This window comes from Enterobacter cloacae complex sp. 372C4 (genome assembly GCF_050030615.1).
Taxonomy (GTDB): Bacteria; Pseudomonadota; Gammaproteobacteria; order Enterobacterales; family Enterobacteriaceae; genus Enterobacter; species Enterobacter intestinihominis.
In genome coordinates, this window is sequence record NZ_JBLGUQ010000001.1 from 3,607,121 (window position 1) to 3,625,163 (window position 18,043).

16 protein-coding genes are annotated in these 18,043 nt (G+C 55.1%); 15 read left to right on the plus strand and 1 reads right to left on the minus strand.

All coding sequences use genetic code 11. The features are described from left to right. The first annotated feature begins 155 nt into the window (after window positions 1-155). The 15 genes from gspC (at window position 156) to ACQG11_RS17635 (ending at window position 16,398) form a co-directional block, all read left to right on the plus strand. Window positions 156-887, plus strand: coding sequence for a type II secretion system protein GspC (gspC, locus tag ACQG11_RS17565; RefSeq protein ID WP_058646191.1), 732 nt, complete (start codon window positions 156-158; stop codon window positions 885-887). Window positions 888-900: 13 nt separating this feature from the next. Further along, window positions 901-2,823 carry a type II secretion system secretin GspD gene (gene gspD / locus ACQG11_RS17570; RefSeq protein WP_023299693.1) on the plus strand — a complete coding sequence of 641 codons (1,923 nt, stop codon included), beginning with the start codon at window positions 901-903 and terminating at the stop codon, window positions 2,821-2,823. 14 nt (window positions 2,824-2,837) lie between these two features. Continuing rightward, entirely contained in the window at window positions 2,838-4,316 is a 1,479-nt protein-coding gene (gene gspE, locus ACQG11_RS17575; RefSeq protein WP_426728629.1) for a type II secretion system ATPase GspE, read from the plus strand. Next, window positions 4,316-5,524 (plus strand): type II secretion system inner membrane protein GspF, encoded by a 1,209-nt coding sequence (gspF, locus tag ACQG11_RS17580; protein WP_023305783.1) that lies wholly within the window; start codon window positions 4,316-4,318, stop codon window positions 5,522-5,524. The genes gspE and gspF overlap by 1 nt, the downstream gene beginning before the upstream one ends. A 3-nt stretch (window positions 5,525-5,527) precedes the next feature. Further along, window positions 5,528-5,977 carry a type II secretion system major pseudopilin GspG gene (gene gspG, locus ACQG11_RS17585; protein WP_023299696.1) on the plus strand — a complete coding sequence of 150 codons (450 nt, stop codon included), beginning with the start codon at window positions 5,528-5,530 and terminating at the stop codon, window positions 5,975-5,977. Further along, on the plus strand, window positions 5,977-6,462 hold the full coding sequence (gene gspH, locus ACQG11_RS17590) for a type II secretion system minor pseudopilin GspH (protein WP_023299697.1): 486 nt from the start codon (window positions 5,977-5,979) through the stop codon (window positions 6,460-6,462). Before gspG ends, gspH begins: the two co-directional genes overlap by 1 nt. Further along, window positions 6,455-6,835: a type II secretion system minor pseudopilin GspI gene (gene gspI / locus ACQG11_RS17595; RefSeq protein WP_045308510.1), complete on the plus strand. Its 381-nt coding sequence runs from the start codon at window positions 6,455-6,457 to the stop codon at window positions 6,833-6,835. The genes gspH and gspI overlap by 8 nt, the downstream gene beginning before the upstream one ends. Continuing rightward, window positions 6,832-7,485 carry a type II secretion system minor pseudopilin GspJ gene (gene gspJ, locus ACQG11_RS17600; protein WP_058676877.1) on the plus strand — a complete coding sequence of 218 codons (654 nt, stop codon included), beginning with the start codon at window positions 6,832-6,834 and terminating at the stop codon, window positions 7,483-7,485. The genes gspI and gspJ overlap by 4 nt, the downstream gene beginning before the upstream one ends. Then, on the plus strand, window positions 7,482-8,492 hold the full coding sequence (gspK, locus tag ACQG11_RS17605) for a type II secretion system minor pseudopilin GspK (protein WP_038415755.1): 1,011 nt from the start codon (window positions 7,482-7,484) through the stop codon (window positions 8,490-8,492). The genes gspJ and gspK overlap by 4 nt, the downstream gene beginning before the upstream one ends. A 15-nt stretch (window positions 8,493-8,507) precedes the next feature. Further along, window positions 8,508-9,641, plus strand: coding sequence for a type II secretion system protein GspL (gene gspL, locus ACQG11_RS17610; RefSeq protein WP_023299701.1), 1,134 nt, complete (start codon window positions 8,508-8,510; stop codon window positions 9,639-9,641). After that, window positions 9,638-10,123: a type II secretion system protein GspM gene (gene gspM, locus ACQG11_RS17615; protein WP_022647595.1), complete on the plus strand. Its 486-nt coding sequence runs from the start codon at window positions 9,638-9,640 to the stop codon at window positions 10,121-10,123. The genes gspL and gspM overlap by 4 nt, the downstream gene beginning before the upstream one ends. Next, a complete protein-coding gene (locus tag ACQG11_RS17620; RefSeq protein ID WP_169441026.1) occupies window positions 10,120-10,917 on the plus strand; it encodes a prepilin peptidase in 798 nt (265 codons plus the stop codon). Before gspM ends, ACQG11_RS17620 begins: the two co-directional genes overlap by 4 nt. Window positions 10,918-11,170: 253 nt before the next feature. Beyond that, entirely contained in the window at window positions 11,171-13,894 is a 2,724-nt protein-coding gene (locus ACQG11_RS17625) for a glycosyl hydrolase family 18 protein (protein ID WP_426728630.1), read from the plus strand. Between the two features lie 102 nt (window positions 13,895-13,996). Further along, the gene (iagB, locus tag ACQG11_RS17630; RefSeq protein ID WP_023299704.1) at window positions 13,997-14,437 is read left to right on the plus strand and encodes a type III secretion system invasion protein IagB; all 441 of its coding nucleotides are present in this window, start codon (window positions 13,997-13,999) and stop codon (window positions 14,435-14,437) included. A gap of 134 nt (window positions 14,438-14,571) precedes the next feature. Continuing rightward, window positions 14,572-16,398: a glycoside hydrolase family 19 protein gene (locus tag ACQG11_RS17635; RefSeq protein WP_426728631.1), complete on the plus strand. Its 1,827-nt coding sequence runs from the start codon at window positions 14,572-14,574 to the stop codon at window positions 16,396-16,398. A 581-nt stretch (window positions 16,399-16,979) separates the two neighbouring features. Here the strand turns inward: ACQG11_RS17635 and ACQG11_RS17640 are convergent. After that, window positions 16,980-17,993: an NAD-dependent epimerase/dehydratase family protein gene (locus ACQG11_RS17640; protein ID WP_022647600.1), complete on the minus strand. Its 1,014-nt coding sequence runs from the start codon at window positions 17,991-17,993 to the stop codon at window positions 16,980-16,982. Window positions 17,994-18,043: the final 50 nt, after the last annotated feature.

Sequence of the window (18,043 nt, forward strand, 5' to 3'; positions counted from 1 at the left end):
GAAAGTTAGCGGCGAAGTCAGTGGTCGCATTTGCACCAGCTTATTACTATTTTCATCCATATTGGCGCAGTATGACGCTGCTTATTTTTGCTTTGCTATAGGCCGGATAAAAAATGAGGTTCTCATTTCTTTCACGGTGGATAACGCCTTGTATTATGTTTGTGCTGCTGATCTTTTGCGGCCAGCAAGGGTATCTCACCTTTAAAGATTATAAAAAAGTTATGAATAAGTTGGCTAATGCCGATCAACAGCCGCTGAAAAAAACGCGCGAAGAGAAATCCTTTTCGCTTTTTACGGCAGCCGTGCGTCAGGAAATCTTACCGGGTGCGGTGAAAGCCCCGCTGGCAGCTGAAATCGAAGGTATTGTGAACAGCGATGACGCCTGGCTCTCCTTTGCTGTCATCAAAACGCCAGGCGGTCAGAGAAGCTACCGTGAGGGTGAACCTCTCTCTGGATTTAACGACGCATTTATTCAGGAAATAAACAAAGATAATGTGGTGGTTAATTATGAAGGTACTACGCAGGTTCTGGCATTAAATAAACCGGACTATTTTAAGGGTGGCGTGGATAGCGGCCCGATAACGAAATCGACAAAAGATGTTGGCGCAGAGAGTGTGCATCTTGATGATTATCTGGTGTTAAAACCCATAATTGAAAAGGGCCGACTGGAAGGCTACAGGATAAACCCAAGGAATGCCTCCGCCTTTTACAGCCAGTCAGGTCTGGTAAAAGGCGATGTGGCGGTTCAGGTTAACTCTGTCGATATGACCGATGAAGCAAAAGCGAAAAGCATTATTGCCAACTGGTCAAAAATGAAAGAAGCGGAGGTCATCGTACGACGTCACGCTCACCTTGAAAATATTCGGATTAATGTTCTAAACAATTAAAAAGTGTGCAGACATGAAAAAAATTCCCTGGGCGTGCGTGGCGCTGACCGCATTGTCGTTATATTCCAGTTCGCTGCTTGCAGCTAACTTTAGCGCGAGTTTTAAAAATACTGATATTCGCGAGTTTATCGATACGGTAGGCCGCAATCTCAATAAAACCATTCTGGTCGATCCGTCCGTCCAGGGAACCGTCTCGGTCCGAACCTACAACGTGCTGACGGAAGATGAGTACTATCAATTCTTTCTGAGCGTGCTGGATCTCTACGGCCTGTCGGTGATCCCGATGGACAACGGCATGGTCAAAGTGGTGCGCTCAAGCGTAGCGCGTACCGCCGGTGCGCCGCTGGCAGACAGCAAAAATCCGGGCAAAGGTGACGAGATCATCACCCGCGTGGTGCGCATGGAAAACGTGCCTGTTCGTGAGCTGGCCCCGCTGCTGCGTCAGCTCAACGATGCCACCGGTATCGGGAATGTGGTCCACTTTGAGCCGTCCAACGTCCTGCTGTTAACCGGTAAAGCCTCGGTGGTGAACCGGCTGGTGGATCTGGTGCAGCGCGTCGATAAAGACGGCATCCAGCGTCGCGAAATCATCCCGCTGCGCTTTGCGTCCGCCAAAGAACTCTCGGAGATGTTGAATAACCTCAACAATGAAGAACAGAAAGGGCAGAACGCGCCGCAGCTGGCGACTAAAGTCGTCGCGGATGACGAAACCAACAGCCTGGTGATCAGCGGCGCGGAAGATGCGCGGGCGCGCACCCGTTCCCTTATTCATCAGCTGGATCGTGAGCAGAATAACGAGGGCAATACCCGCGTCTTCTACCTCAAGTATGCCAGCGCCACCAAAGTGGTGCCGGTTCTCACCGGGATTGGTGAGCAGCTGAAAGACAAGCCGGGTGCGGCCAAAGCGAAATCCGCGAGCGCCTCAACCGATCTGAATATTACCGCCGACGAGTCAACCAACTCCCTGGTGATCACCGCACAGCCTAACGTGATGAACTCCCTCGAGAAAGTGATCGACAAGCTGGATATTCGCCGTCCGCAGGTGCTGGTGGAAGCGATCATTGCCGAAGTGCAGGACGGTAACGGCCTGGATCTTGGCGTGCAGTGGACCAGCAAGCACGGCGGGGTGCAGTTTGGCTCCACCGGCCTGCCAATCAGCCAGATTAAAAATGGCACCATGAAAGGGGCAAGTTTCACTGGCCTTGCGACCGGCTTCTTTAACGGTGACTTCGGTGCGCTGGTGACCGCGCTTTCCACTGACGGCAAAAATGACATCCTCTCCACGCCAAGCGTGGTCACGCTGGATAACAAAGAAGCGTCGTTCAACGTCGGTCAGGATGTGCCGGTGCTTTCCGGTTCGCAAACCACCAGCGGCGACAACGTCTTTAACTCGGTTGAGCGTAAAACCGTAGGGACCAAGCTGAAGATTGTGCCGCAGATTAACGATGGCGACATGATCCATCTGAAGATTGAGCAGGAAGTGTCGAGTGTCGACAACAGCGCGACGGAAGACTCCAGCCTCGGCCCAACCTTCAACACGCGCACGATTAATAACGAAGTGATGGTCCACAGTGGTCAGACGGTGGTGCTCGGCGGTCTGATGGAAAATGTGACCAAACAGTCCGTGTCCAAAGTGCCCCTGCTCGGCGATATCCCGCTGGTCGGTCAGCTGTTCCGCTACACCTCGCAGGATACTTCCAAACGCAACCTGATGGTGTTTATTCATACCACCGTCCTGCGTGACGACGACAACTACAGCGCGGCCTCGAAAGAGAAATATGACCAGATCCGGGTGCGCCAGATGCAGCGAGTGGAGGAGAAAAAGCTCGGTATTGTTGAGCCGACTGACAACGCCGTCCTGCCCGCGTTTCCCTCTGCAAGCACTGGCGCCGCACCGGTGAAAACCAGCGCCACGCGCAATCCGTTTAAAGAATAGCGCGGAGGGGTAACGTGGACGAACTGAGTAAAACACTGTGTAGCAGCAACTACGCAAAAGATAACGGCGTTCTGTTTTACAACAATGATGTCTATATCCGGGACGACACTCCTGCGCATGCTCTGCTGGAGGTGCGCCGGGTGCTGGGCCGTGCTTTCATCCCCGTCACTGTGACGCCGGAAGCGTTTGACGAGATGCTGGCCAAAATCTGGCAGCAGAGCAGCGGCGTGTCGCAGCAGCTGGTGGACGACATGGACGCGGATATCGATCTGATGGCCTTAACCGAGGAGATCCCGGATAACGAAGATCTGCTCGATAACGACGAAAACTCACCGGTGATCCGCCTGATCAACGCCATTCTCGGCGAGGCGGTGAAGGACGGCGCGTCGGATATTCATATCGAAACCTTCGAGCGCACGCTGAGCATCCGCTTTCGTGTTGACGGCGTGCTGCGCCCGGTGTTGCAACCGGCGCGTAAGCTCGCGCCGCTGCTGGTGTCGCGTATTAAGGTGATGTCGAAACTCGACATCGCCGAGAAACGTCTCCCCCAGGATGGACGTATCTCCCTGCGCATTGGCCGTAAGGCCATCGACGTGCGTGTGTCGACCATTCCGTCTCAGTACGGCGAGCGCGTGGTCATGCGCCTGCTCGATAAAAGCAATCTCAAGCCCGACATCAACAAGCTTGGGCTGATTGATGAAGAGCTGGAGAAGCTGAAAGGGCTGATTGACCGCCCGCACGGGATCATCCTCGTTACCGGCCCGACGGGTTCCGGTAAAAGTACCACGCTGTACGCCATTCTTTCGGCGCTGAACGGTCACGAGCGCAACATTCTGACAGTGGAAGACCCGATCGAATACGAGCTGGAAGGCGTGGGGCAGACGCAGGTTAACCCGCGCGTGGACATGACCTTTGCCCGCGGGCTGCGCGCGATTCTGCGTCAGGACCCGGACGTGGTGATGATCGGGGAAATTCGCGACGGTGAGACCGCCCAGATCGCGGTGCAGGCGTCGCTGACCGGTCACCTGGTGATGTCGACGCTGCACACCAACAGTGCCGCTGGGGCGATAACCCGTCTGCGGGATATGGGGCTGGAGTCGTTTTTAATCGGTTCATCGCTGCTCGGTGTCATTGCCCAGCGTCTGGTGCGTCGGCTGTGTACGCACTGCCGGACCACCAGTCCGCTGGATGCCAATGAAAAAGCGTTGTTCAGCTTTATGGACGCGCCACCAAAAGCGATTTATCGCGCGGTGGGGTGTGAACACTGCCGTCAGAGCGGCTATCAGGGCCGCGCCGGTATTCATGAGTTTCTGGTGGTGGACAGTACCATGCGCCGCGCCATCCATGAAGATAAGGACGAAATGTCCATAGAAACGCAGCTCTTTAAGCAGGCCTACAGCCTGTGTGAAAACGGGCTGCTGAAGGTGATTAGCGGCGTGACGTCTCTGGAAGAAGTCATGCGCGTCACCGCCGAGCGTGGGGGGGATGCGTAATGGCTTTCTACGCCTGGACGGCGACGAGTGCCGCGGGAAAAACCCAGCGCGGGACGTTACAGGCCGAGGGACAGAAGCAGGTTCGCCAGTGGCTTCGCGAGCAAAAGCTGATGCCCGTGAGCATCACCGAAACCCGCGAAACGGCGACAGGCGGGAAAGCGAAAACCGGGGCGAAGCTCTCTACCCCGGTGCTGTCGATGTTTACCCGTCAGCTTTCGACGCTGGTGAACGCCGCGCTGCCGCTGGAAAGTGCGCTGAAGGCGATCTCTAAGCAGACGGAAGATAAAAAGCTGGCGGCGATGGTGGTGGAGATCCGCGAGAAGGTGGTCGAGGGGCATACGCTGTTCGACGCCTTTAGCCAGTTTCCACGCACCTTCGACAAACTTTACTGCACGCTGGTGATGGCCGGTGAAAAGACCGGCCACCTGGGCGACGTGCTGGAGAAGCTGGCGGAGTACAACGAACAGCGCCAGAAGATGAAAAGCAAGCTGACGCAGGCGATGGTCTACCCGATTACCCTCACCGTGGTCGCTATCGCGGTGATCGGCATTCTGCTGGTGGCGGTGGTGCCGCAGGTGATTGAGCAGTTTACCCACATGAAACAGCAACTGCCGATCACCACCCGGACGCTGATTGCGGTAAGTGATTTCCTGCAAGCCTGGGGTATCTATATTGTCGGCAGCCTGGCGGGGGCGTTCGTCGGCTTCAAAACCTGGGTGCGAAACGTGAAAAACCGTTTTCGCTGGCACAGCTGGCTGGTGAACGGCTCGCCGATTAAAAAGCTGGTGTGCGCCATCAACAGCGCCCGCTATATCCGTACCCTGAGCATTTTGCAGGCCAGCAGCGTGCCGCTGCTGGAGGGGATGTATATCGCGATGGACGGTATTGAAAATCTCTATGCCCGGCAGGTGCTGGAGCAGGCCGCCGATACCGTACGTCAGGGGGCGTCGCTGTATGCGGCGCTGGAACAGGCGAAATTATTCCCGCCAACCATGCTGTATATGATTGCCTCCGGTGAAGAGAGCGGGGAATTAGGTAATTTAATGGATCGCGCTGCAGAAAATCAGGAATCGGCATTACAGCATCGAATTACATTAACGCTGTCGGTATTTGAACCGGCGCTGGTGGTATCCATGGCGACGATTGTTTTATTCATCGTTCTTTCAATATTACAACCGCTTCTGCAACTTAATAATATGGTAGGTTAAATCATGGCTCTAAAACGTAAAAACCTGGCCCGCCAGGCGGGCTTCACATTGCTCGAATTAATGGTGGTGATTGTTATTCTTGGCGTTCTGGCGAGTATGGTAGTGCCAAACTTAATGGGTAATAAAGAAAAAGCGGATACGCAAAAGGCGACCAGCGATATTGTCGCGCTCGAAGGCTCGCTGGATATGTATAAGCTGGACAACCACCGCTACCCGACCACAGAGCAGGGTTTGCAGGCGCTGGTGACGAAGCCGGAAATCGCACCAATCCCGAACGGCTATCGCGCGGATGGCTATATTCGCCGCCTGCCGCAGGATCCATGGGGCAGCGATTATATTCTGGTCAGCCCAGGTGAACACGGTGCGGTGGACATTTTCTCTGCGGGTCCGGACGGCGAAGCGAATACTGCCGATGACATTACCAACTGGTCTCTGGATAAGAACGAGAAGTAATGAAAAATCAACGCGGCTTTACGTTGCTGGAAATTATTCTGGCGCTGGTGATATTTGCCAGCTGCGCCATGATGGTGGTGTCCACCATTCCTTCGCGCAGCGGCGCGGATATATTTGGCCAGCAATTAAAAGCGCTCGTTGATTATGGTTCAGACCGTGCGGTGATGGACGGAAATATTGTCGGGCTGGTGATCGCCACTGATAAATATCAGCTGGTGACGATCGCGGATAAAAATGGCGAGCGTCACTGGGTGCCATTATCTGCCGGACGTATTACCACCAAAGGTGATTTTCCGGAAGAGATGCACGTGTCGCTCTCGCCGCAGCGCCTGGCCGCGACGGTGGCGTCCGAGCCACAGGTGATCTTTTTACCGGACGGTGAAATCAGCCGCTTTACGCTGACGCTGCAAAGTTACGACAAACAGCACCATTTCCGCGTGGTGTCGCAGGGTGCGGCGCCGGTATCGGTAGAAAACGATGGCTAACGACAACACAAAGCAAAAGGGGATGACGCTGCTGGAGGTGATGGTCGCGCTGGTGATTTTCTCCACCGCCGCGCTGGCGCTAATGAACTCGGTCTCCCTGAACGTGCGTTTTACCCATGGCTTGGCCGATACCTTGCAGGCCAGTTGGGTGGCGGAAAATCAGCTGGCGGAAGCGCAACTCACCAAAACCGACTTCCCGGATGCTGAGCAGCAGGGGACGGAAATCATGGGCGGGCGCAGCTGGAACTGGCGTAAGCAGCGGGTGAAAACCGCCGACAACGGCTGGGCGAACTCCATTCGCGTCTATGCGGAAGGCGATGAGAGCCAGCCGGTTGTTTCCCTGCACATCATTCCGCCGGGAGAGAGCAAGTGAAGAAAACGCGACGCCAGCGCGGATTTACCCTGCTGGAGATCATGATTGCGCTGACTATTTTCGCGGTAATCAGCACCCTGGCCTGGCAAATTCTGGACGGCGCGATGCGTACCAGCTCGGCCACCGATGCCAGCGCCGCTAAGCTCAACCAGCTTCAGCGCGGCTGGAGTCTGATGGAGCGCGATTTTTTCCAGCTACAGGCGCGAGCGCCGCGTAATGAGCCAGATCTGTTCCGTCAGGAGGGCGATGCCCTTGAACTGACCACCCTGAATGGCGTGAGCGGAACGGTCCAGCTGGAGCGCGTACGCTGGCGGCTGGAAGAGGGGCGTTTGTACCGCGACGTCTGGCCGGTCATTGACGGCCCGGTGGACGTTAAGCCTGACGAAGTGCCGATTGTCAGCGGCGTAAAAGCATTGCAGTGGCGGTTTTATCGTCAGGGCTGGCAGACAGCCTGGCACGACGCCGCCCATCTGCCGGACGGCGTGGAGGTTACGTTGACGATGGAAAACGGGGATACCTGGCGCTGGGTGTTCACCACGCCGGGGGATATGCCGGAGGTGGCCGCTGCCGCTGCCCCAGAGAAAGCCGCCGACGCGCCTGCGACGACTCCGGACGCAACCCCTGCGCCTTCGCCGGAGACCAGACCATGAACCGAATCCGTCAACAAAAGGGCGTCGCCCTGCTGGTGGTGCTGATTTTGCTGGTGATGATGTCGGCGCTGGCCGCCAAAATCAGCCAGCAGTTCTGCCGTAATTTGCAGAAAACGCATTATCAGATAAGCCAGCAGCAGCTGCGCTGGGCGATGCAGGCCCAGGAAAAAGTGGTGAAGGACAGGTTACAGACCGATGCCAGCGGCGAGAGCAAGCCGTTGGCGCTGGACGGCGACTGGCATCAGCCGCTGGAGACGCAGGGAGAAGACTACACGGTCGTGAGCCAGGTGGAAGACGCTCAGGACTGCTTTAACGTCAATAACCTGTTGACCGCCGACGTCGCGCCCCAGGGGCAAAGCGCTCCCGCGGTGGCGGAAAAACCGCGTAAAGAGCGGATTGTTGAACAACTCCTGACGGAAAGCGGGCTCAGTCCGGGCACGGCGGAGGCGGTCTATTTCCAGCTGGTGGATTATCTCGATGGTGACAGCACCACGGCGAAAGAGGGTGCCGAAAGCGATGCGTGGGCTGGCGTCGTGCCCGCCCGGCAACCGGCAAACCAGATGATGCGCAGCATCGCGGAGATCAAACTGCTGCCAGCGTTCCCGGTTACGGCATATCCGAAGGTGAGCAAGGTGTTATGCGCGCTGCCGGACGCCGCCAGCAAGGTGGACGTTAACACCCTGCAACCGGAACAGGCCATGGTGCTGGCGGCCATGTTTCCGGGAAAATTCACGCAGGATGACGCGGTTCGTCTGCTGGATACACGTCCGGAATCGGGCTGGGAAAATATGGACGCGTTCAGCAAAGCGCTGGAGCAGACCTTCCCGCAGTTAAAAGACGATCTCCCGCAGGTGGCAGATCAATTTTCTATAAACAGCCGGTACTTCCGCGTGAATTACAGCGGCAATACCGATGAATTAACGCTTCGCGTGGTCAGCCAGCTTCAGATGAATAACGAAGCCGGTGAGATCGTGACGTGGCAGCGTCGTTACCGAATGATTGAATAAGAAAAGTAGAACGTTATGAAACAGGTACTTTTTGTTCGCCCCGACAGCCGCGAGGGCGGGAAAATAATGTGCTGTGAGTCCGGCAGCGAGCGCGTCGAGGTGCTCGACAGCCTGGAGATGCTGGCCGAACACCCGCTGGCTACACGCGTTTGTCTCCTGCTGCCCGCCAGCGACATGATTTTCCGCCATTTCACGCTGCCGAAAAAGGTGGCTTCTCAGGCGATGGCCTTCTCGTGGATGGCGGAAGAGACGCTGATTGGCGACGTGGACAACCTCCACTGGACAGTGCTCTACAAAAAAGGCGCTGACGTCGACGCCGTTGCCATTGACGCCGACCGCCTGCGTGCGGCATTGACCCGCTGTCACGAGGCCGGATTAAACGTGATTCAGGCCCTGCCTGATGCCTGGCTGCTGCCCGTGGCGGCAGGGGGCAGCACGCTGGTCGCACAGGATAAAGGCTACTGGCTGCGTTTATCTCCCCACGTGGCGGGTGAAATGGAGGGAACCCTGCTGCCGCTGTTGATGCAGAAAGCCGGAGACGGGGAAGTGTGTTGCTACGGCGACGCGCCTGCGGACGTTCACGTTGACGTACAGCATGCCTGGCAGCATCCGCTGGTGCTGATCCAGCCGCAGTGGAAAACCTGTCGTGTGAATCTGCTTCACGGTGAATTCAGCCTTAAGGCCGGTCATGGCCAGGCCGCAAAAAGCATGAAAGCAGCGATGATAGCGGCGGGCCTGCTGTCCGTTGGTCTGCTGCTGGGGCCGCGCATTGCGATGGCCTGGATGCTGGTGCAGCAGGAAAATCGGGTTCAGCAGGAGATCGTTCAGGTTTATCAGCACCATTTCCCCAGCATGCGCCAGCAGACCAATATCAAATATCACTTTGGCCAAAGCCTGAAAAAACAGAGCAAGGGGTTCTTTCTTCAGCTTGAGGAGCTGGAGAAAGCCCGGCAGTCAGTCCCTGCGATGGAGATCGATCTGCTGGAATACGATGCGCAGCAAAACACCCTGACGCTGAGCGTTAGCGCGCAAAGCCAGCCCGCGTTGCAGGCGTTTGTGAACCAGACCAGTGAGAATTTTGATTTTACCTTACAACCTGTTTCAACAACCGAACCGTATACCGCCATGATCGCAGGGAAACATAAATGAAAGAGCGAATCGCGCAGCTGAAATCACGCTATCAGAATTACAGCGCTCGGGAAAAAATCATTTTAAAAATATGTGCCGTTGCCATTGTGGGGGCTGCGGTGTATTACACAGGAGTAATTCCCCTGGATAATATGATCCAAAATAGTAAATCGACGCTTAAAAGACAAAAAGAGACGCTCAACTGGATGCGCAGTGAAATTGATAAAAATCATCTTCAGGTCCAGTTAGTTAAAACGAATAATCCGCGTACGGTGGTCGAGAACAGCGCTCATGAAATTAATCTTTCACTGACGGATGTGCGCCAGGAGGGGCAAACTTTATCGTTCGTGGTGAATCGGGTAAATGTATATGAATTAAAAAGCTGGCTGCGTGAAATTAATCAGACCTCCGGCGTGACATTGCAAAAAATAAACCTCACGCCGGTTGACCACCTCAGCGATGTGAAAGCACAGGTGCAGCTTACCTGGTCAAAAAGCGCATGAATACCTTCACGCTGATGCGGGAGGCCTGTCCGCTCGGTTTCCCGATGATGAGTGCTATCCTGGGCGGGATTATGGGCAGTTTTCTCGGCGTTGTTGCCGAGCGCGTACCGGGAATGGTGATGGATGAGGAGGGGAGCGGCAATCTGCTCTTTCCTGCCTCGCACTGCCCGGTGTGTCAGCACACGCTTGCTGCATGGGAAAATATCCCGCTGCTCAGTTGGCTGTTATTACGGGGGCGCTGCCACCAGTGCGGCAGCGCGATCCCGCTGCGACTCTTTATGGTGGAACTGTTCTCCGCGCTGTTTTTTGGCATCACGGCCTGGTGCATGCCGGACGTTCAGGCGCTGTTCTCTTTGTGGTTACTGGCGGCTTTTTTACTGCCGCTGGCCATGATCGACTGGCAGCATCAGTTGTTGCCGGACTGCCTGACCCAGCCGCTGCTGTGGGCGGGGTTAGTGCTCCATGCTATTGACCACACATTGCCGCTACGCGATGCGCTGTTTGGCGCGGTGGCGGGCTATCTGTCGCTCTGGCTGCTCTACTGGGCTTTTCGTCTGATCGCCGGACGAGAAGGGCTGGGTTACGGGGATTTTAAGCTACTGGCGGCGCTGGGCGCCTGGTGCGGCTGGCAGGCATTACCCTCCATTGAACTGGCGGCAGCGTTAAGCGGTATTGTCGGTTATTTCGCCGTCAATAATTTAAATAAAAATAACCTCACTATTTCTTTTGGTCCTTACCTCGCCTTTTCTGGAATCGTGGTGTTTATTAGTCAGCAGTTTGCTTTCATATTTTAAATATACTGGTCAAGGTTTTTTATAAATCTTTTTGATGCTGGGAGAGAAGGACGACTCTTTACACTCGGTGTATCGTAGGAGATATAAGCTACACGGGATTTGGCTTGTATCTTTTTATGGAGGAATACAGCGCAGCAACAATTTTTTGTTCACGGCACTCACGTTGGTTAAATACGCATTACGCGAAACGCATCCATGATCTCACGGAAGGCATGGGTTATTACGTTATAAATAAATTTATCAGGAAATAAAAATGAAATTTATGAAACCAAAATATCTGGCGCTCTTTATTGCGGCGGCCACCAGCTCCGCATTTGCAGCTGCGCCGGGTACGCCTTCTATTACATCGGGCAATGATAAATTTGCGCTGGTAGAAGTGGATCAGGCGGCACAGGATTACAACAACCTCATCAAAGTGCATAAAGAGGGTGTTGATGTAAAAGTGGAATGGAACGTCTGGAGCGGTGACGCCCCAACGTCTGCAAAAGTGCTGCTGGACGGCAAGACCGTCTGGACCGGCGCGGGCAGCGCGGCGGGTTCTGCGACCTTCAAAGTCAAAAAAGGGGGCCGCTATCAGGAACAGGTCGAACTGTGTAACGACAGCGGTTGTACCAAAAGCGCAAGCAAACTGATTATCGTGGCGGATACCGACGGAAGCCATTTGCTGCCGCTGAATACGCCGCTGCTGGAAAATAACAAAGCTTTCGCTCAGCATACCGATAAAGTCGTCGGTGCCTATTTCCCTGAGTGGGGCGTTTACGATCGAAACTTCTCTGCGGATAAGATCCCGGTCGCGAACATTAACCACCTGCTGTATGGCTTTATTCCAATTTGCGGCGGCGACGGTATTAACGACAGCGCCAAATCTTCAGGTGCACTGGAATCCCTGAAACGCGCCTGTGCTGGCCGTCAGGACTACACCGTGGCCATTCACGATCCATGGGCTGCGTTGCAGAAACCGCAGAAAGGCGTAAGCAACTGGGACGATCCCTACAAAGGTAACTATGGGCAGCTGATGGCGATGAAAAAAGCCCATCCTGACCTGAAAATTCTGCCATCCATTGGTGGCTGGACCCTGTCCGATCCGTTCTATCAGATGGATAACAAAGTACTGCGTGACCGTTTCGTGGCGTCGGTAAAAGACTTCCTGACCACCTGGAAAGTGTTTGACGGCGTGGATATTGACTGGGAATTCCCGGGCGGCGGCGGTGAAAACGCCAAACTCGGCAATCCTCAGACCGATAAAGCCACCTACACCGCGCTGATGCACGACCTGCGTCAGATGCTGAATGAACTGTCTGCGGAAACCGGTCGTACCTACGAGCTGACTACTGCAATCGGTGCCGGTAAAGATAAGATCGAAGACGTGGACTATAACACCACGCAGCAGTACCTCGACCATATCTTCCTGATGAGCTACGACTTCTACGGTGCCTGGAGCAATACCGATCTGGGCCACCAGACCGCCCTGTACGGTGCTTCCTGGAAACCAGACACTAACTACACCACCGATAACGCGGTAAAAGCGATGCTGGAGCAGGGCGTTAAGCCAGGCAAGATCGTGGTAGGCGCAGGTATGTATGGCCGCGGCTGGACCGGCGTTCATGGTTATACCGGCGATAATCCATTTACCGGCACCGCAACCGGACCAATTAAAGGGACATGGGAAAACTGTATCGTTGACTATCGTCAAATCGTCAACCAGATGCTGGGCAAACCGGGCTGGGAATACAAATATGACGAAGCGGCTGAAGCGCCGTACGTGTTCAACAAGTCCACCGGTGAGCTGGTGACGTACGATAACGCCCGTTCCGTTATGGCGAAAGGCAAATACGTACTGAACAAAAACCTGGGCGGACTGTTCGCATGGTCTATCGAGTCTGATAACGGCGATATCCTGAACGCCATGAACGAAAGCCTGCTGGGCGGAAGTTCCATCCCGGATCTGCCTGTTGAGACTAACCATGCGCCAGTGGCTTCAGCTGCCGATCAAAATGTCACCGGTCCTGCAACCGTGACCCTGGATGGCTCTGCTTCCAGCGACCAGGACGACGATGCGCTGACCTATAAATGGACGCAGGTTTCAGGCCCTTCTGTGACCATCGCCAATAGCACCAAAGCAAAAGCCAGCTTTAGCGTTCCGGCTGTGACAAGCGACCAGAACCTGGTCTTCCGTTTGACCGTAACCGACGCTAAAGGGCTGAGCAATGCTGTTGACGTCCAGGTTGTGAATAAAGCGCCTAAAGCCAACCAGGCGCCGGTAATCAATGCTATGGAAGCCGTTACCGTTCAGTCCGGTGAAGCAATTTCTCTGCACGCACAGGCATCCGATCCTGATGGTGACGCGCTGACCTACAGCTGGAGCGTACCGGCTGATATGAACGCGACCGGCACTGATTCGGCGAACGTTCGCATCACTGCGCCAGAAGTGCACAATACCTCTTCCTACACCCTGAGCGTTATTGTGACGGACGGTAAAACCAGCGTGCAGTCTGACGTGCAGGTGACGGTGGAGCCTAAGCCGGCTGACGAGGTAACGCCTCCTGCCGATGACGTAACCCCACCGGTTGACGACGTAACGCCTCCTGCCGATGACGTCACACCACCGGCTGACGACGTAACCCCGCCAGCTGATGATACCACCGGCAGCTGCGACGCACCTGTCGATGCCAACGCCAGCAAATACGCTGCGTGGGACGCGAGCAAAATCTATAACAACGGCGATACCGTAAGCTTCGACCACCTCGTGTGGAAAGCGAAATACTGGACTCAGGGCAATCAGCCTGGCTTCGGTATGGACGCGTGGGAGCTGGTAAGCAACGTGAAGATGAACTGGCGTTCTGACCTGGTCTACAACGGCGGCGACACCACCACCTATGAAGGTAACGTTTACCGTGCGAAATGGTGGACCCGTGGTGATAACCCAGCAAATAGCGACGTATGGGTAAAAGAAGGCGCATCAACAGATTGCAAATAATCTAACCCATTAATTACTCCCCCCTTCTGAGGGGGAGTAATTAAAAATTCATTTTACAGGATGTTTCTAAGGAGAAATAACCAATAAAGTCAGCAGGTAAAAATGAAAAAGCTCATTTTGTTGTTATTAATAATAAGCCAGGGTGCTCTGGCAAACTGTTGGGATAAAGCGGCGCGTTATTATCATGTCGACCCTTATTTACTCTACGCGATAGCGAATGTGGAATCCGGTATGAATCCGTACGCGGTTGGGAAAAACCGCGATGGCACGCGGGATGTCGGGCTGATGCAAATCAACAGCTCGCATTTTACCGCGCTGGAAAGCAGAGGCATCGATGAGTATCGCTTAATGACCGAGCCGTGTACCTCCATCATGGTGGGTGCCTCCATTCTCTCCGGAATGATAAGAGTATATGGCTATAACTGGGAAGCGGTAGGCGCTTATAACGCCGGGTTGAAGAAAGAGAATTATCCGCAGCGGATGAAATATGCCCATAAGGTCTGGGCTAAATATCAGCAATTAAAATTAGCAGCACGCGATTAACGTTTTTTATTTTTGAAGAATTCCTGAAGGTGTTCTTCGAAAAGTGAAAACAGCTGAATGTGGTTTATGTATTAACGGAATAATACCTAAGCCGGGATATTAACATTTAATTTGAAACGAACAGGAAAACTGAAATGAACAAAAGGACGTTACTGAGTGTACTTGTTGCTGGTGCTTGCGTTGCACCTTTTATGGCGCAGGCCGCCTCTTTGCAGGCGACCACCGGCGAGCCGTACACCATGAAAGCCAGCGATCTGGCGAAGAAAGAGCATGAGCTCACTAACTTCCCGCTGATGGCCTCCGTTAAAGAGACTATTCAGACCCTGGACAACGCGCAGGTCGAACTGATTGAGCCAGGCCGCGCGGCGAACCCGGACAACGTCAAACGCGTTGAAGGGATTGTGAAAGCCAGCGACTGGGAATATCTCTTCCCGCTGCGTGCACAGGCTTATACCTACAGCAACTTCCTGAAAGCCGTGGGTAAATTCCCGGCGCTGTGTAAGACCTACAACGACGGTCGTGACAGCGACGCTATCTGCCGCAAAGAGCTGGCGACCATGTTTGCCCACTTTGCCCAGGAAACCGGCGGCCACGAAAGCTGGCGTCCGGAAGCCGAATGGCGTCAGGCGCTGGTCCACGTGCGTGAAATGGGCTGGAGCGAAGGGCAGAAGGGGGGCTATAACGGCGAATGTAATCCGGACGTCTGGCAGGGACAGACCTGGCCTTGCGGTAAAGACAAAGACGGCGATTTTCTGAGCTATTTCGGACGCGGTGCGAAACAGTTGTCCTACAACTACAACTACGGTCCATTCTCTGAAGCGATGTACGGCGACGTGCGTACCCTGCTCGATAAACCTGAGCTGGTGGCGGACACCTGGCTGAACCTGGCCAGTGCTATCTTCTTCTTCGCCTATCCACAGCCGCCAAAACCAAGCATGTTGCAGGTAATCGACGGTACATGGCAGCCGAACGATCACGATAAAGCCAACGGCCTGGTCCCGGGCTTCGGTGTAACAACCCAGATCATCAACGGCGGCGTTGAGTGCGGCGGCCCGACTGAAATTGCGCAGTCTCAGAACCGTATCAAGTATTACAAAGAATTTGCGAACTACCTGAAAGTCCCTGTTCCGGCGAACGAAGTGTTGGGTTGCGCCAACATGAAGCAGTTTGACGAAGGTGGCGCAGGCGCCCTGAAGATTTACTGGGAACAGGACTGGGGATGGAGCGCGGATACCCCGGACGGCAAGACTTACTCTTGCCAGCTGGTGGGTTATCAGACACCGTTCAGCGCGTTCAAAGAGGGCGACTACAGCAAGTGCGTGCAGAAGTTCTATAACGTGAATATCGTGAATGACGACGGTTCCTCGGTGACGCCGGACGAAACCCCGGTCACGCCAACGCCAACACCTTCTGAAGATGTTACGCCGGCCCCAACGCCAGCGCCAGTTCCGGATGAAACTCCGGTTGAACCTGTCGCGGTGAACCACGCGCCGGTTGCGCAGTTTGCGGGCCCAATCGGTGCCGTAGAAGCGGGCGCGCAGGTTTCTCTGAGCGCGGAAGGCTCTACCGACGCAGACGGCAACAAGCTGACCTACACCTGGCGTTCTCAGGATGGCCAGACCGTGACCGGCGAAGATAAAGCGGTGGTGACCTTTAAGGCGCCTGAGTCTACAACGGCGCAGCAGTATGAAGTGAGCCTGACCGTCAGCGATGGCGAGCTGAGCAGCACCACGTCTTACCTGCTGAACGTGAAAGCGAAAGCGACAACGCCATCCGGAGAAGATACGTCTTACCCGGCATGGAGCGCGAACAGCAAGTACAACGCCGGTGATATCGTGAACAACCACGGTAAATTGTTCCAGTGCAAACCGTTCCCGTACAGCGGCTGGTGTAACAGTGCGCCGACGTACTATGAGCCGGGTGCAGGCCTGGCATGGGCTGAAGCCTGGACGGCTCTGTAAAAGCAAACGGCAACCCTCGGGTTGCCGTTTTAATGTTTGCACCCTCTACCTGTGGGCTGAGGGTTCCCCACAAATTAATGCGAGCACTGAGCAATCCCCTCGCCCCTCCGGGGAGAGGGTTAGGGTGAGGGGAACATACGGCGGTGGTGGTCATTCCGTTCACTTTATGTTCCTTGCTACTCTGTAACGACATGACCGGTGAACGTGCCAGGGTGGCTCAGTCGCCACCACCCTGGCGACCCGGGCTCCCGGCGGAAAATCGCCGCTTCGCGGTGCCCTCGGCTTATTCCTTCCGGCTTATCGGGTACGGGCGGAGGCAACGTCCCTGTAAAGCCGCCCTCTCGGCGCATCCCTGCGCCTCGCCCCGGCCTGCAGGAAACGCCTCAGCGATTTACAGCCGGACCAGGGCATCGCTGACAGCCCTCAGTCATTTAGAAAGCAACTTTATTGCTTCTGCATAAAAAAATTACTGGGGATCCCTCAGCCCTGTGGGAGAGAGTCGGGGTGAGGGCATCAGTCCGCACTCTCTGTTTTTTGCCGGGTGGCGCTGCGCTTACCCGGCCTACATGAGGCTGGAACGCTTACCGGTGTAACTTCCCGTGATCCCGCAACCACGCCGCCGTACGCACTATCCCTTCATCCAGCGAGATAATCGGTTTATACCCCAGCTCGTTCTCCGCCCGAGAAATATCCAGCGTAAAATCGAAGTTGAGCTTCGACACACCGTAATGCGTCAGCGCAGGCTCTTTCGCCGATTTACTGCCAAAGCGCTCCATGCTGCGGGCAATCATGTCCAGCATCGGGTAGGGAACGGAACGGATCCGGCAGTCGATTTTTAACTCATCAATCAGCCTTTGCACAATGCTGCGCAGGGTACAGGGTTCGCCGTTGGTAATGTTATAGGCGCGGCCCGACACCAGCTTATCGCACTCCGGCTGGCTCGCCAGCCACATGGCGTGAACGGCATTTTCGTAATAGGTCATGTCTACCAGCGCATCGCCGCCGCGCGGTAACAGCACGCTGCCGTAATGGTGCATCATCTGGGCCAGTCGCGGGATAAAGACTTTGTCGTGCGGCCCAAACAGGCTCTGTGGTCGCAGCACGGTAAAGCGGGTGTGCGGATTTGACTGGGCCAGCAGGTCGATCACCTCTTCGCCAGCCGCTTTACTGCGGGCAAATTCACAGGCAAAGCGCGCAGGGCGGAAATCTTCCTGAATATCACGATGATGGTGATAATCAAAATAGAGCGACGGGGAAGAGATATGAATAAAGTTACGCACGCCCCAGGCGACGGCCCATTCGCCCAGACGGCGCGTGGCGCGCACGTTGGCGAGATCGAAGGCTTCCTGGGTACCCCACGGGGAGGTAAAACTGGAGCAGTGCCACAGCGTATCGATACCGGCGAGCATCACCTTGGCCTGAGAGGAGACCAGCTCCGTCAGGTCGGCATGGACAAACTCAGCGCCCATTTTTTGCAAGAGCTTGCCCATCGCCTCGTTGCGACCGGTGGCCCTCACGCTGATGCCTTTGTTGCGCAGAAATTCGACCGCATTTCGGCCTAAGCCGCTGGTCGCCCCGGTAACCAGTACCTTCATAACAATCCACTGTGTTGAAAAGAATTTCGTGCGCATTCTTTCGTGAATTA

Coding starts and splice junctions, on each gene's coding strand:
- iagB (WP_023299704.1), top strand. CDS start 13,997: ATGAAAAAGCTCATTTTGTTGTTATTAATAATAAGCCAGGGTGCTCTG.
- ACQG11_RS17620 (WP_169441026.1), top strand. CDS start 10,120: ATGAATACCTTCACGCTGATGCGGGAGGCCTGTCCGCTCGGTTTCCCG.
- gspM (WP_022647595.1), top strand. CDS start 9,638: ATGAAAGAGCGAATCGCGCAGCTGAAATCACGCTATCAGAATTACAGC.
- gspD (WP_023299693.1), top strand. CDS start 901: ATGAAAAAAATTCCCTGGGCGTGCGTGGCGCTGACCGCATTGTCGTTA.
- gspF (WP_023305783.1), top strand. CDS start 4,316: ATGGCTTTCTACGCCTGGACGGCGACGAGTGCCGCGGGAAAAACCCAG.
- gspI (WP_045308510.1), top strand. CDS start 6,455: ATGGCTAACGACAACACAAAGCAAAAGGGGATGACGCTGCTGGAGGTG.
- gspG (WP_023299696.1), top strand. CDS start 5,528: ATGGCTCTAAAACGTAAAAACCTGGCCCGCCAGGCGGGCTTCACATTG.
- gspH (WP_023299697.1), top strand. CDS start 5,977: ATGAAAAATCAACGCGGCTTTACGTTGCTGGAAATTATTCTGGCGCTG.
- gspL (WP_023299701.1), top strand. CDS start 8,508: ATGAAACAGGTACTTTTTGTTCGCCCCGACAGCCGCGAGGGCGGGAAA.
- gspC (WP_058646191.1), top strand. CDS start 156: ATGTTTGTGCTGCTGATCTTTTGCGGCCAGCAAGGGTATCTCACCTTT.
- ACQG11_RS17625 (WP_426728630.1), top strand. CDS start 11,171: ATGAAATTTATGAAACCAAAATATCTGGCGCTCTTTATTGCGGCGGCC.
- ACQG11_RS17635 (WP_426728631.1), top strand. CDS start 14,572: ATGAACAAAAGGACGTTACTGAGTGTACTTGTTGCTGGTGCTTGCGTT.
- ACQG11_RS17640 (WP_022647600.1), bottom strand. CDS start 17,993: ATGAAGGTACTGGTTACCGGGGCGACCAGCGGCTTAGGCCGAAATGCG.
- gspK (WP_038415755.1), top strand. CDS start 7,482: ATGAACCGAATCCGTCAACAAAAGGGCGTCGCCCTGCTGGTGGTGCTG.